This is a genomic window from Pseudomonas mangiferae (genome assembly GCF_007109405.1).
Classification (GTDB): domain Bacteria; phylum Pseudomonadota; class Gammaproteobacteria; order Pseudomonadales; family Pseudomonadaceae; genus Pseudomonas_T; species Pseudomonas_T mangiferae.
On record NZ_VJOY01000017.1, the window covers coordinates 22,099 to 36,400 of the forward strand.

The window sequence follows — 14,302 nt, forward strand, 5'->3', positions numbered from 1 at the left end:
CTTGCGTATGGCGCACTCGAGAGGATTCGAACCTCTGACCGCCCGGTTCGTAGCCGGGTACTCTATCCAGCTGAGCTACGAGTGCGTGGTGGGTACTTCTATACCAGACCGCTCTGGTTTCGGACTGAATCCCATCGCTGCGATTCATTTCGATATGGCGCACTCGAGAGGATTCGAACCTCTGACCGCCCGGTTCGTAGCCGGGTACTCTATCCAGCTGAGCTACGAGTGCGCTGAGCGTGCGCATTATAGGTACTTCAACTTACCGGTCAAGCACTTGGCGATTCTCATCGCCGATTGCAGACCCTACCTACAACGCAAAACATGGCGGAGAAGGGGGGATTCGAACCCCCGACACCCTTTTGAGGTGTACTCCCTTAGCAGGGGAGCGCCTTCGGCCACTCGGCCACCTCTCCGCAACACGGGGCGCATGATAACCATGTTTTCCCCGTTTGCAAAGCCAAAAATTTGAGAAAAATTAGTGGCTTGGTTCCTCGCCTTTCTCTTTCTGGATGCGCTGGTAGATTTCCTCACGATGCACGGCCACTTCCTTGGGAGCGTTCACACCGATACGCACTTGGTTACCTTTCACGCCCAATACGGTGACGGTGACGTCGTCACCCACCATCAGGGTCTCTCCGACCCGGCGAGTCAGAATCAGCATTCCTTTCTCCTCACGGATTACAGTTCAGAACAACAGTCTGCAAAAAAGAAGGTGAAGGTCGCCGTAACAGTATGAAACTGGAGACCTTCTCCCAGTATTGACCAGCGCCGGCAAAAAGAAAGTTCCACCGGGCGCCTGCCAAACAGGATGGAAGGCGCGCAGGACGCGCCTTCCGTTAGTGCTCGATTCACTCGCCCTGATGGGCAGGCGTATCCAGTTCGAATGCGGTGTGCAAGGCACGCACCGCCAGCTCGAGGTACTTCTCCTCGATCACCACCGAGACCTTGATCTCGGAGGTGGAGATCATCTGAATGTTGATGCTCTCTTTGGCCAGCGCCTCGAACATGCGGCTGGCGACACCGGCGTGGGAGCGCATGCCGACGCCGACGATGGAGACCTTGGCGATCTTGGTGTCGCCGCTGACTTCGCGGGCGCCGATTTCCTGGGCGGTGCGCTCCAGCACCTGCTGGGCGCCGAGGTAGTCGTTGCGGTGGACGGTGAAGGTGAAGTCGGTGGTGTTATCGTTCGCCACGTTCTGCACGATCATGTCCACCTCGATGTTGGCAGCACTGATCGGGCCGAGAATCTTGAATGCCACCCCGGGAGTATCCGGCACGCCACGGATGGTCAGCTTGGCTTCGTCGCGATTGAAGGCGATGCCGGAAATGATCGGCTGTTCCATGGATTCCTCTTCGTCAAGGGTGATGAGGGTGCCCGGGCCCTCCTGGAAGCTGTGCAGCACGCGCAGCGGGACGTTGTACTTGCCGGCGAATTCCACCGCGCGGATCTGCAGCACCTTGGAACCGAGGCTGGCCATTTCCAGCATTTCCTCGAAGGTGATCTTGGTCAAGCGCCGCGCCTGGGACACCACCCGCGGATCGGTGGTGTAGACCCCGTCCACGTCGGTGTAGATCTGGCACTCGTCGGCCTTGAGGGCCGCGGCCAGGGCTACGCCGGTGGTGTCCGAGCCACCGCGCCCGAGGGTGGTGATGTTGCCCTGCTCGTCCACCCCCTGGAACCCCGCCACCACCACCACGCGCCCGGCCTTGAGGTCGGCACGCAGGCGCTGGTCGTCGATCTGCAGGATGCGCGCCTTGGTATGAGCGCTGTCGGTGAGGATGCGCACCTGGCTGCCTGTATAGGACACGGCCGGTACGTCGCGCTTGATCAGGGCCATCGCCAGCAGGGCGATGGTCACCTGCTCGCCGGTGGACACCATGACGTCCAGTTCGCGCGGAACGGGTTGATCGGACACCTGCTTGGCCAGGTCGATCAGCCGGTTGGTCTCGCCACTCATGGCAGATACCACCACGACAATGTCGTCGCCTCTTTCGCGGAAACGCTTAACTTTCTCGGCCACCTGTTCGATGCGCTCGATAGAGCCGACCGAGGTCCCCCCAAACTTCTGTACGATCAACGCCATTTCTCTGCCGCCTAAACCCTCGAAGGGCGCTCATTAAACATCCAACTCGACAGGACTGCCAAGGCTCGCACATACAGGCTTTACCGCGGGGTCAGGAATGGGCCGCGCCAGGCGCGGCCCGCCGGGAGGCTCAGGCGGCTGCCTCCACCAGGGCCCGGGCAGTGGCCAGCGCCTCGTCCAGGCGCGCCACGTCGGTGCCGCCACCCTGGGCCATGTCGGGGCGTCCGCCGCCCTTGCCGCCAACGGCCGCGGTCGCCTGCTTCATCAGGTCGCCGGCTTTGAATCGTGCGGTCAGGTCCTGGGTAACACCCGCCACCAGCACCACCTTGCCGTCCAGTTCGCCGCCCAGCAGGATCACCGCGCTGCCCAATTTGTTCTTCAACTGGTCGACCAGGGCCAGCAGGGCCTTGCCGTCCAGCCCGTCCAGGCGAGTGGCCAGGACCTTCACGCCATTCACGTCCACAGCCGCGCCGGCAAGGTCATCGCCTGCCGCGCTGGCGGCCTTGGCCTTGAGCTGCTCCAGCTCTTTTTCCAGCTGGCGATTGCGCTCCAGCACCGCCGACAGCTTGTCCACCAGGTTGTCGCGGCCGCCCTTGAGCAGGGACGCAGCTTCCTTGAGCTGCTCTTCCGCAGCATTCAGGTAAGCCAGGGCCGCGGCGCCGGTGACCGCCTCGATGCGCCGCACGCCCGCCGCCACGCCGCTCTCGCTGACGATCTTGAACAGGCCGATGTCGCCGGTGCGGGAAGCGTGGATGCCACCGCACAATTCCACCGAGAAGCCGCCGCCCATGCTCAGCACGCGGACGCGGTCGCCGTATTTCTCGCCGAACAGGGCCATGGCGCCCTTGCGCTTGGCGTTGTCGATATCGGTTTCCTCGGTCTCGACGGCGGTGTTCTTGCGGATTTCGGCGTTGACGATGTCTTCCAGCTGGCGCAGCTGGTCGGGCTTGATCGCCTCGAAATGGCTGAAGTCGAAACGCAGGCGCTGGCTGTCCACCAGCGAGCCTTTCTGCTGTACATGATCGCCCAGCACCTGGCGCAGCGCGGCGTGCAGCAGGTGGGTAGCGGAGTGGTTCAGCGCCGTGGCGTCGCGCACCTCGGCGGTGACCCGCGCCTCCACCGCCAGGCCTTTGCCCAGGCGGCCGCCGGCCACCACGCCGTGGTGCAGGTAGGCGCCACCAGCCTTCTGGGTGTCGCGCACCTCGAAGCGAACACCATCGGCCTCCAGGTAACCGCTGTCGCCGATCTGGCCACCGGACTCGGCGTAGAAGGGCGTGCGGTCCAGGACCACCACGCCTTCCTGGCCATCTTCCAGGGCTTCGACTGCCTGCCCGTCGCGGAACAGGGCGAGCACGGCACCCTGGCCCTGGGTGCCGGCGTAGCCGGTGAACTGGGTTTCGCCGTCCACCTTCACCAGGCTGTTGTAGTCCATGCCGAAGGCGCTGGCGGAACGGGCGCGCTCGCGCTGGGCCTGCATTTCCCGCTCGAAGCCTTCTTCATCGAGGGTCAGGCTGCGCTCGCGGGCGATGTCGTTGGTGAGGTCGACCGGGAAGCCGTAGGTGTCATAGAGCTTGAACACCACATGGCCGGGAATGAGGTTGCCTTCCAGGCCCGCCAGGTCCTGCTCGAGGATTTTCAGGCCCTGCTCCAGGGTCTTGGCGAATTGCTCTTCTTCGGTCTTCAGCACGCGCTCGATGTGAGCCTGTTGCTGCACCAGTTCCGAAAACGCCTCGCCCATCTCCGCCACCAGGGCAGCGACGATTTTATGGAAGAAGGTGCCCTTGGCCCCCAGCTTGTTGCCGTGGCGGCAGGCGCGGCGAATGATGCGCCGCAGCACGTAGCCGCGGCCTTCGTTGGAGGGCAGCACACCATCGGCGATCAGGAAGCTGCAGGAACGGATGTGATCCGCCACTACCTTGAGGGACGGCGCGTCGTCGTTGGCGCAACCGATGGCCTCGGCGGATGCCTTGAGCAGGCTCTGGAACAGGTCGATCTCGTAGTTGGAGTGAACGTGCTGGAGCACCGCGCTGATCCGCTCCAGGCCCATGCCGGTATCCACGCTGGGCGCCGGCAACGGGTGCAGGACGCCGTCCGCCGTGCGGTTGAACTGCATGAACACGTTGTTCCAGATCTCGATGTAGCGGTCGCCGTCTTCTTCCGGCGAACCGGGCGGGCCGCCCCAGATGTCGGCGCCGTGGTCGAAGAAAATCTCGGTGCAGGGGCCGCACGGGCCGGTATCGCCCATCGCCCAGAAGTTGTCGGAGGCGTACGGAGCACCCTTGTTGTCGCCGATGCGCACCATGCGCTCGACAGGCACGCCGACGTCCCGGGTCCAGATGTCGAACGCTTCGTCATCGGTGGCGTAGACGGTGACCCAGAGCTTGTCCTTGGGCAGGTTCAGCCACTTTTCGGAGGTCAGGAACTCCCAGGCGTAGCTGATGGCGTCGCGCTTGAAATAATCGCCGAAGCTGAAGTTGCCCAGCATTTCGAAGAAGGTGTGGTGACGCGCGGTGTAGCCGACGTTTTCCAGGTCGTTGTGCTTGCCGCCGGCGCGCACGCATTTCTGGCTGGTGGTGGCGCGGGTGTAGGCACGTTTCTCCAGGCCGAGGAAGCAGTCCTTGAACTGGTTCATGCCGGCGTTGGTGAACAGCAGGGTCGGGTCGTTCGCCGGGATCAGCGAACTGGACGCGACGCGGGTATGCCCCTTCTCTTCGAAGAAGCGGAGGAAGGCTTCACGGATTTCTGCGCTTTTCATTGATTTTTCCAGAAAAATGGCAGCCAGGGGGCGCCGGCAAAGGCCGCATTATATCGGCCTCGCCACGGGCGGGTAGCTCTTTCGCGATAGACACGCCCTATAGGGCCGCTCGGTTCCCGCAGGCGTCGAACTCAGGCGAATGCGGCGAAGGCATCCAGTACCCGTGCGATGTCCGCCTCGCTTACATCGAGGTGGGTAACCAGGCGCAGACGCGCGGCCGCGCTGACCACCACGCCGTGCTGGCGCAGGTGCGCCTTGAGGGCGTCGGCACGCTCGCCGATGGCCACGTAGACCATGTTGGTCTGCACCGGCTCCACCTCGAAGCCCTGGGCACGCAGGCCGTCGCCGAGCCGCCTGGCATGGGCATGATCCGCGGCCAGCCGCTCCACCTGGTGGTCCAGGGCATACAGCCCGGCCGCCGCCAGGATGCCCGCCTGGCGCATCCCGCCGCCGACCATCTTGCGCAGCCGGCGTGCTTTGCCGATCAGCGTGGCGTCGCCGCAGAGCACCGAGCCCACCGGCGCGCCGAGGCCCTTGGACAGGCACACCGACACCGAGTCGAAATGCCGGGCGATCTCGCGGGCCTCGACCCCCAGGGCCACCGAGGCGTTGAACAGGCGGGCGCCGTCCAGGTGCAGCGCCAGGCCCCGGCGCCGGGTGAACTCCCGCGCGGCGGCCAGGTAGTCCAGGGACAGGACCTTGCCCTGCATGGTGTTTTCCAGGGCCAGCAGGCGGGTGCGGGCGAAGTGGAAGTCGTCGGCCTTGATCGCCGCCGCGACCTTTGCCAGGTCGAGGGAGCCATCGGCCTCGGCGTCCAGGGGCTGGGGCTGGATCGAACCCAGCACCGCGGCGCCGCCACCTTCGTATTTGTAGGTGTGGGCCTGCTGGCCGACGATGTACTCGTCGCCCCGCTCGCAGTGGGCCATCAACCCCAGCAGGTTGCTCATGGTACCGGTGGGCACGAACAGGCCGCCGGCGAAGCCCAGGCGCTCGGCCAGGCTGGCCTCCAGGCGGTTGACGGTAGGGTCTTCGCCGTAGACGTCGTCCCCCAGGTCCGCACGCAGCATGGCTTCGCGCATGCCGAGGGTGGGCTGTGTGACGGTATCGCTGCGCAGGTCGATCAGGCTCACGGCGGGCTCCTCGGAAACACCAAAGCCGTCGATGCTATGCGGCCCCGCGGGATGCCACAAGGGCGGCGCCGTGCGCTTCCGCCGGCTAGAACGCGGCGGGAACGATCAGGATGCCGGCGCGCAGGCCGTTCTTCACCTTGGGGTTGGGGAAGATGATCCGCGCGCCGCTCTCCTCCACCGTCCAGCGCCGTCCGCCACTGTCCTCGGCCAACAGCGAGCCCAGGGGCAGTTCGCTGAAGTTCTCGATGTCGTCGGGCAAGTTCAGGCGGAAGTGGTCGCTGTGCTTGATCACCTCGCGAGCCACGGCGAACACCTGCAGCCCCTCCAGGTCGTCACCCGGAGACTGCTCGCGCGCTTCCACCAGGCTGCGCAGGCCCGCCTCCAGGCGGTCCAGGTTGACCACGGCGTTCTGCCCGAAGGGACGCGCCTTGCCCAGCTCCAGGGTGAAGGCTTCCGCGCCCAGCCGGGCGTAGGTGTAGGCGCTGAAGGTGATGCCCGGCTTGCTTTGCAGCAGCACCGCCTCGATCCCGGCCGCCCGCAGGCGGGCCAGCTCCTGGCGCGAATGGGTACGGCCTTCGCTGTAGGGATACAGGGCGAACTGCTCGATCTTCGAGCCGCGGATCGCGGTGTGCAGGTCGTAGTGCAGGCGCTGCCGGCCGGCCCTGGCGAAGAAGGCCGCGGCCAGGTGCTCCAGTTCGTTGGCGCGCAGGGCTTCGGGCCCGCTGGCATCGCCGTGGCGGCCGTTGAACAGCCGGTTGATGTCGTTCTCGACGTAGCGCTCGCCACGCCGCATCGCTTCCGGGTTGCCCAGCAGGAAGAGAATCCGCGCCCGCGGCTTGAGCTCGCCCCGGGCGATGCCCTGCAGCAGACGGTCGAGCAACTCGATGGGCGCGGTCTCGTTGCCGTGGATACCGGCGGACAGCAGCAGGTCGAGGCCGTTGTCGGCGTCGGCCGCCGGCGTCACTTCCAGGGCGCCCTCCGCCAGCCAGTGCAGGCGCACGCCGCCGGCGGTCAGTTGAATCTTCTCGGTCGGCTCGCGGCCGGCCAGGGTCAGTTCAAGCAGTTTGCCAAGGGCGAGCATGGAGCGTCTCCGGCGGTGGCGTCGAGGTCAGTGGTTGCAGTCCGGGCCGTGGACGTGGTCATCGTCGTCGTCCTCGCCCGCCGGTTCCATTTCCAGCTGCAGGCTGACCAGGTTGGTGGCCAGGGGACGCAGCAGCAGGTTGGCGTACTCGGTGTCGCCGTCCTCCACGTCCACGCCGATCAGCAGCTGGCCGTTGCCGGCCTGCTGGATCCACACCTCGCGCCCCTGCCAGACCACGGCAAAGCGGGTGCAGGAGGTTTCCAGCTGGGTACCGTCGGTGTCTTCGAGGATCAGTTGCAGGGCGTCGCTCATGTCAGGCTCCCGGCGGCGGTCGGCGGTGTCGCGCGGCACGCCGGCCGCGCGGAGTTCCGCGACAGCGGCCTCAATCGATTTGGAAGGGGTATACCGAGCCCAGTTTAAGGATTCGGGTCAGCTCGTCCAGCGCGGTCCGGCACTCCACCAGCAACTGCGGATCGGCCAGGTCGGTTTCCACCAGGCGATCGCGGTAGTGGGCGTCGACCCAGGCCACCAGCTCGTCGTACAGCGACGGGGTCAGCAGCACCCGCGGGTTCACCGCGTCCAGCTCGTCCTGGCGCAGGGCCACCCGCAGGCGCAGGCAGGCGGGTCCGCCGCCGTTCTGCATGCTCTGCTTGAGATCGAACACCTTCACCTCGCGGATCGGACCGTCGTCGGCGGTGAGCTGGGAGAGGTAGCGCCAGACGCGTTCGTCATTGCGGCACTCCTCCGGGACGATCAACAGCATGCTGCCATCGGCACGGCTGAGCAGCTGGCTGTTGAACAGGTAGGAACGCACGGCCTCATCCACCGTGACGGCCTCCCGCGGCACCCGCACGGCGGTCAGGCGGCCACCGCGGCGGGCCAGCTTGTCGTGCAGCTCGGCGATGACCCGGTCGCTGTCGAGGAAGGCGTCTTCGTGATGGAACAGCACTTCGCCGTTGCCCACCGCGATCACGTCGTTGTGGAACACGCCCTGGTCGATCACCGCCGGGTTCTGCTGGGCGTACACCACTCCCGCCTCGTCCAGCCCGTGCAGGCGGGCAATGGCCTGGCTGGCCTCCAGGGTCTGCCGCGCGGGGTAGCGCTGCGGAGCCGGGAAGCGGCGGTCGAAGGCGCTGCGCCCGAAGACGAAGAACTCCACCCCCGGCTCGCCGTAATGCTTGCTGAAGCGGGTGTGGTTGGCCGCCCCCTCGTCGCCGAACTGGCTCACCGCCGGCAGCGCCGCGTGATGGGCGAAGTGCCGCTCGTTGGCGAACATCGCGGCGAGGATGCGGCTGGTGGTGGGGTGCTCGATGCTGCGGTGAAACTTGCAGTTCAGGTTGGCCGCGGTGAAGTGCACGCGACCGTCCGCGGTGTCGGCGCCGGGGCTGACGGTGCAGGCGTTGGCGGTCCACATGCTGGAGGCGGAACTGCAGGCCGCCAGCAGCGGCATGGCGGTCTTGGCGGCCTTCTCGACCACCTGGGCATCGCTGCCGGAGAAGCCGAGGCTGCGCAGGGCGGCGACGTCAGGCCGCTCCTGGGGGGCCAGCACGCCCTGCTGGAAGCCCATTTCCATCAGCGCCTTCATCTTCGCCAGGCCCTGGCGGGCGGCTTCCTTCGGGCTGGAGATGGACTGGCTGTTGCTCTGGGATGCGACGTTGCCGAAGGACAGACCGCCATAGTTGTGGGTCGGCCCGACCAGACCGTCGAAATTCACTTCATAGGCGTTCATATCAAGGCTCCCAAGGCGCATTCGTATCGGTAGGGGCCGCGGCGGCGGCCGGGTGCTGCATCGACGCGGCTCACAGCCGCACGCCGGGGCTGAGGCTGGCCGGTACGCTCAGTTGCTCGCTTTCCAGCGAGGCCACCGGGTAGGCGCAGTAGTCGGCGGCGTAGTAGGCGCTGGGGCGGTGGTTGCCGGACGCGCCGACCCCGCCGAACGGTGCGCTGCTGGCGGCGCCGGTGAGTTGTTTGTTCCAGTTGACGATCCCCGCGCGGCTTTCCAGGAGGAACCGCTCGAAACGCTCGCGGGAGTCCGACAGCAGGCCGGCAGCCAGGCCGTAGCGGGTGGCATTGGCCTCGGCGATGGCACCGTCGAAATCGGCGTAGCGGATCACCTGCAGCAGCGGGCCGAAGAACTCCTCGTCCGGCCGCTCGGGCACCGCGGTGACGTCCAGGATGCCGGCGGTCAGCAGGGCCGCGCCGGGCAGCGGCTGGGTCATTTCCAGCAGTACCCCGGCGCCCTGGGCGATCAGCCGGCGCTGGGCGTCCAGCAGGTGCTCGGCGGCGCTCAGGGAAATCACCGCGCCCATGAACGGGGCCGGCTGGGCGTCGTAGGCACCCACCTCGAGGGTGGCGCTGACGGCCACCAGGCGCTGTAGCAGGGCATCGCCCCACTCGCCGGCGGGCACCAGCAGGCGACGTGCGCAGGTGCAGCGCTGGCCGGCGGAGATAAAGGCCGACTGGGTGATGGCGTAGACGGCGGCGTCCAAGTCCTGGACCTGGTCCACCACCAGCGGGTTGTTGCCGCCCATTTCCAGGGCGAGAATTTTGTCGGGACGGCCGGCGAACTGGCTGTGCAGCAGGTTGCCGGTGCGGCTGGAGCCGGTGAAGAACAGGCCGTCGAGGCCCTCGTGGCCGGCCAGGGCCACGCCGGTATCGCGGGCGCCCTGGAGCAGGCCGAGGACGCCCTCGGGCAGGCCCGCCTCGATCCAGCACTGCACCGTCAGCTCCGCGACCTTGGGGGTCAGCTCGCTGGGCTTGAACAGCACGACGTTACCCGCCAGCAGCGCCGGGACGATGTGGCCGTTGGGCAGGTGGCCGGGGAAGTTGTACGGGCCGAACACCGCCACCACGCCGTGGGGCTTGTGGCGCAGGACGGCAGTGGCGTCGCCCAGGGGGCCACGCTTCTCGCCGGTGCGCTCGCGATGGCTCTGGATGGAAATGGCCACCTTGTTGACCATGCTGGTCACTTCGGTGGTGGCCTCCCACAGGGGCTTGCCGGTTTCCTCGCCGATGCAGCGGGCCAGTTCGTCGGAACGGCGCTTGAGCCCCTCGGCGAACCGCTCCAGCACCTCGATGCGGGCCTCCACCGGTTGCCTTCCCCAGGCCGGGAAGGCGCGCCGGGCGGCTTCCACGGCCGCGTTCACCTGGTCGGCGCTGGCGGCCTGGCCGCTCCAGATCACCGCCTGGGTCACCGGGTTCAGGGAGTGCAGGGATTCGCCCTGCCCCGCCTGCCACTGGCCGGCGATGTAGTGGGTGCTCATCGGCTGTTCTCCTGTTCCTGGGCCGGGCGCGCCGACAATGGGGCGGCGCGTACCTGATCGCCGGCGCTCAGTTGCAGGCGGCGGGCGGTGATGGGGTCGACCACCAGGGTGCCGGCGGCCTGGCGCGCGTTGCCCACGGTGATGCGGCAGTCCTCGCGCTTGCGGTTGTGCACGAGGTAGGGCTCGGCGTCGTCGCCCGGGGTGCCGATGGCCAGCACCAGCGCCTGGCTGTCGCGCACCGCGCGGATCGCCCCGGTAGGGGACTCGATGGCCGGGCCGGCATCGAAGATGTCGACGTAGCCCTGGTAGTTGAAGCCTTCGCCCTTGAGCATCGCCAGGGCCGGCTCGGTGTCGGGGTGCACGCGGCCGATGCTGGCCCGGGCATCCTCGGAGAGGAAGCAGGTATAGAGCGGAAACTTGGGCATCAGCTCGGCAATGAAGGCCTTGTTGCCGACCCCGGTGAGGTAGTCCGCCTGGCTGAACTCCATCTTGAAGAAATGCCGGCCGAGGCTTTCCCAGAACGGCGAGCGGCCGTTCTCGTCGGACATGCCGCGCATCTCGGCGATCACCTTGTCGCCGAACAGCTGGCGGAATTCGGCGATGAACAGGAAGCGTGCCTTGGACAGCAGGCGGCCGTTCAGCCCGGTGCGGTAGTCGGCGTGGAGGAACAGCGAGCACAGCTCGGAATTGCCGGTGAGGTCGTTGGCCAGGAACAGCGTGGGGATCTCGCGGTAGATCTTCAGTTCCTGGGAAGCGCTGACGGTGAGGCCGACCCGGTAGTTGTACCAGGGCTCGCGCAGGCCCACGGCGGCGGCCACCGCGGAGATGCCCACCACCCGGCCGTCGTCGTTCTCCAGCACGAACAGGTAGTCGGCGTCGCCCCGCTCCGCCTGGCCGCTGAAGGCCTTCTCCGCCCAGCCGACGCGGTGGGCGAGGCGCTCCTCGTTGGCCGGCAGGGTGGTCAAGCCGGCGCCGGTGCTGCGCGCCAGCTCGATCAGCGCCGGCAAGTCGGCGCTGCGTACGGGACGAACGATCATGACATCCTCCGGAAGGGTTTCACGCCGCACGCCGGCGACGGGCCGGCTGGTGACGGGCGAGAGGGCCGACCGCGGGCGGTCGGCCTGGAACGGGTTTGCTCAAACTGCCACCAGGCGCACGCTGGCGCCCTCGCCGACCCCCAGGGCCTCGGCCGCGGCCATGGACAGGGTCACCGGCTTGCCGGGCACCCAATCCAGCTCGGCCACCAGGGCGCGGTAGTCCTGCAGCAGGCCGTTGCTCACCAGGTACGAGCGACCGCCCTTGGCCGCCGGCTCGCCGATGCGCACCGGCACCACGCGGCTCTGGGCGATGGAACGGATGCCGGAGGTGCGGGCGTGGAGGGTCGGGCCGCCATCGAAGATGTCGATGTAGTGGTCGGTCTCGAAGCCTTCGCGCATCAGGATGTCGAAGGTGATCTGCGCCCGGGGGTGGACCTGGCCCATGGCTTCCTGGGCGCTGTCCGGCAGCAACGGTACGTAGATCGGGTAGTGGGGCATCAGCTCGGCGAGGAAGGTGCGGCTCTTCAGGCCGCACAGGCGCTCGGCCTCGGCGTAGTTCATGTCGAAGAAGTTGCGGCCCACCGCGTCCCAGAACGGCGAGTCCCCCTGCTCGTCGCTCTGGCCGACGATCTCGGTCACCACCGAGTCGGCGAAGCGCTCCGGGTGGCTCGCCACGAACAGCAGGCGGGCGCGGGAGTTCAGCTCGGCGAACACCGTGTCCACCAGCGGCCGCTCCACGTAGAAACTGGTCAGCAGGCTGTTGCCGGTGAGGTCGTGGCACAGGGACAGGACGTGGATTTTGTTGTGGATCTTCAGCTCGCGGGCGGCGTGCACGAAGGTCTCGTTGCGGAAGCTGTAGAACGGCTCGGAATAGCCAGCCGAGGCGACGATGCCGGAGCAACCCGCCAGGCGCCCGCTGCCGATGTCTTCGAGGACGAAGAAATAGCTTTCCTCGCCATTGAAGCTGACTTCCGCGGCGAACGAGGCCTCGGACGCGCGCAGCTTGTCCTTCAGGCGGTCGTCGTCGTCCGGCAACGAGGTGACACCGACCGGGCTGTCCGCAGCCAGACGCCGAACTTCGGCCAGGTCAGACATTTGCGCAGGGCGCATCACCAGCATGGTGTCACTCCTCTCAAGAAAAGCTCCGGGCACTGCGGATCGCCCGGAGAAAACCGGCTCGCGCCGGTCACGCATGAACGTTGAAGCGCGTCGGGAAACGCGCCGGGCCGCGAGGGCGCGCCAGCATCACGGCGCGCCCCGAGGCGTCAGGCCGTCAGCTTGGCCAGGGCTCGCTCGAAGCGGGCCAGGCCTTCGTCGATGTCGGCGTCGTCGATCACCAGGCTGGGGGCGAAGCGCACCACGTCCGGACTGGCCTGCAGGATCATCACCGCTTCCTTCTCGGCCGCGTTGAGGATGTCCTTGGCCTTGCCCTTCCAGGCGTCGGTCAGCACGCAGCCGATCAGCAGGCCCAGGCCACGCACGTCGCTGAACACGCCGTAGCGCTGGCCCAGCTCGCGCAGGCGGGCGCTCATCCGCTCGCCACGGTCCTTCACGCCCTGCAGTACCTCGGGGGTGTTGACCACGTCCATCACCGCCTCGCCCACGGCGCAGGCCAGCGGGTTGCCGCCGTAGGTGGTGCCGTGGGTACCCACCGCCAGGTGCTTGGCGACCTCGGTGGTGGTCAGCATCGCGCCGATGGGGAAACCGCCGCCCAGGCTCTTGGCGCTGGAGAGGATGTCCGGGGTGACGCCGAAATGCTGGTGGGCGAACAGTTCGCCGGTACGGCCCATGCCGGTCTGCACTTCGTCGAAGATCAGCAGCGCGTCGTGGGCATCGCAGAGGGCGCGGGCGCCTTCCAGGTAGGCACGCTCGGCGGGCAGCACGCCGCCCTCGCCCTGGATCGGCTCCAGCACCACGGCGCAGGTCTTGTCGGAGATGGCCGCCTTGAGGGCGTCCAGGTCGTTGAAGGGGACGTGGGTGATGCCCTGGATCTTCGGCCCGAAGCCGTCGGAGTACTTCGGCTGGCCGGCGACGCTGACAGTGAACAGGGTGCGCCCGTGGAAGCTGTTGAGCGCGGCGATGATCTCGTGCTTCTCCGGCCCGAAGCGGTCGTGGGCGACGCGGCGCGCCAGTTTAAAGGCGGCCTCGTTGGCCTCGGCGCCGGAGTTGCAGAAGAACACCCGCTCGGCGAAGGTGGCGTCGACGAGCTTCTTCGCCAGGCGCAAGGCCGGTTCGTTGGTGAAGACGTTGGAGACGTGCCACAGACGGTTGGCCTGCTCGGTCAATGCGCCCACCAGGGCCGGGTGGCAGTGACCCAGGACGTTCACGGCGATCCCCCCGGCGAAGTCGACCAGCTCTCGACCGCTCTGGTCCCATACGCGGGAACCCTGGCCACGCACCGGAATGAAGGCGGCAGGGGCGTAGTTGGGGACCATCAGCTGGTCGAAATCGGCGCGTTGCACCGGCGCATGCTCAACAGACATCGGGATTCTCCTGCCTTGAACGGCTATCGATTGAGAAGGATTGTAGGGACTGCACGGGGGCCTTCATTGCCGCCATGCGACAACTTCTTATAGCGGCAACCCGTGATTTTCCGCGGCTTACGGCAAAGCGACAAAAACCGTCGGAATGGCGCAGTGTAAACGCTGGGCAGGGAGGGAGCGCCAGCGCTGGCAAATTTTCACTACAGTACAGACCGGGAAATATCCGACTTCTTGCACGTCCGTACCGCCGGGATGCGAATGGCTCAAATCAGGGTGCGGGCCGAGTCAGAAGGTTCGATTTCGAACCGAGCGAGAGGATCGACAACCAACCGATCGCGCCGACGCCTGTGAACACAGGTCGATGCCCACGGCCCGCCTGGCCCGAGCGCCGCGAAAATGAACCTGTCGCCCCTGTGGGCCATGGCCTTGCGCCAGCCGCGGGACTCACCCTCCCGCAGCAGACGAG

Annotated in this window: 11 protein-coding genes and 3 tRNA genes; all 14 read right to left on the bottom strand. The window is 67.0% G+C overall.

Features of this window, described 5'->3' with window-relative positions; translation table 11 throughout:
* Window positions 1-8 precede the first annotated feature (8 nt).
* Window positions 9-85, bottom strand: a tRNA-Arg gene (locus FM069_RS18370).
* Between the two features lie 70 nt (window positions 86-155).
* A tRNA-Arg gene (locus FM069_RS18375) sits at window positions 156-232 on the bottom strand.
* A 93-nt stretch (window positions 233-325) separates the two neighbouring features.
* Window positions 326-416, bottom strand: a tRNA-Ser gene (locus FM069_RS18380).
* Window positions 417-478: 62 nt separating this feature from the next.
* Window positions 479-664 (bottom strand): carbon storage regulator CsrA, encoded by a 186-nt coding sequence (csrA, locus tag FM069_RS18385; RefSeq protein WP_090211452.1) that lies wholly within the window; start codon window positions 662-664, stop codon window positions 479-481.
* A gap of 187 nt (window positions 665-851) precedes the next feature.
* Complete coding sequence (locus FM069_RS18390) at window positions 852-2,087, bottom strand: aspartate kinase (protein ID WP_143489828.1); 1,236 nt, start codon at window positions 2,085-2,087, stop codon at window positions 852-854.
* A gap of 130 nt (window positions 2,088-2,217) precedes the next feature.
* A complete protein-coding gene (gene alaS, locus FM069_RS18395) occupies window positions 2,218-4,842 on the bottom strand; it encodes an alanine--tRNA ligase (protein ID WP_143489829.1) in 2,625 nt (874 codons plus the stop codon).
* Between the two features lie 131 nt (window positions 4,843-4,973).
* On the bottom strand, window positions 4,974-5,972 hold the full coding sequence (ltaE, locus tag FM069_RS18400; protein ID WP_143489830.1) for a low-specificity L-threonine aldolase: 999 nt from the start codon (window positions 5,970-5,972) through the stop codon (window positions 4,974-4,976).
* Between the two features lie 85 nt (window positions 5,973-6,057).
* A complete protein-coding gene (gene astE / locus FM069_RS18405; RefSeq protein WP_143489831.1) occupies window positions 6,058-7,053 on the bottom strand; it encodes a succinylglutamate desuccinylase in 996 nt (331 codons plus the stop codon).
* 27 nt (window positions 7,054-7,080) lie between these two features.
* A complete protein-coding gene (locus FM069_RS18410) occupies window positions 7,081-7,365 on the bottom strand; it encodes a topoisomerase II (RefSeq protein ID WP_143489832.1) in 285 nt (94 codons plus the stop codon).
* Window positions 7,366-7,435: 70 nt separating this feature from the next.
* On the bottom strand, window positions 7,436-8,782 hold the full coding sequence (astB, locus tag FM069_RS18415) for an N-succinylarginine dihydrolase (protein WP_143489833.1): 1,347 nt from the start codon (window positions 8,780-8,782) through the stop codon (window positions 7,436-7,438).
* 70 nt (window positions 8,783-8,852) lie between these two features.
* Entirely contained in the window at window positions 8,853-10,316 is a 1,464-nt protein-coding gene (gene astD, locus FM069_RS18420; protein ID WP_143489834.1) for a succinylglutamate-semialdehyde dehydrogenase, read from the bottom strand.
* Window positions 10,313-11,353: an arginine N-succinyltransferase gene (gene astA / locus FM069_RS18425; protein WP_143489835.1), complete on the bottom strand. Its 1,041-nt coding sequence runs from the start codon at window positions 11,351-11,353 to the stop codon at window positions 10,313-10,315. Before astA ends, astD begins: the two co-directional genes overlap by 4 nt.
* Before the next feature lie 99 nt (window positions 11,354-11,452).
* Window positions 11,453-12,472, bottom strand: coding sequence for an arginine/ornithine succinyltransferase subunit alpha (aruF, locus tag FM069_RS18430; RefSeq protein ID WP_143489836.1), 1,020 nt, complete (start codon window positions 12,470-12,472; stop codon window positions 11,453-11,455).
* Window positions 12,473-12,618: 146 nt separating this feature from the next.
* Complete coding sequence (locus FM069_RS18435; protein ID WP_143489837.1) at window positions 12,619-13,836, bottom strand: aspartate aminotransferase family protein; 1,218 nt, start codon at window positions 13,834-13,836, stop codon at window positions 12,619-12,621.
* Between the last annotated feature and the right edge of the window lie 466 nt (window positions 13,837-14,302).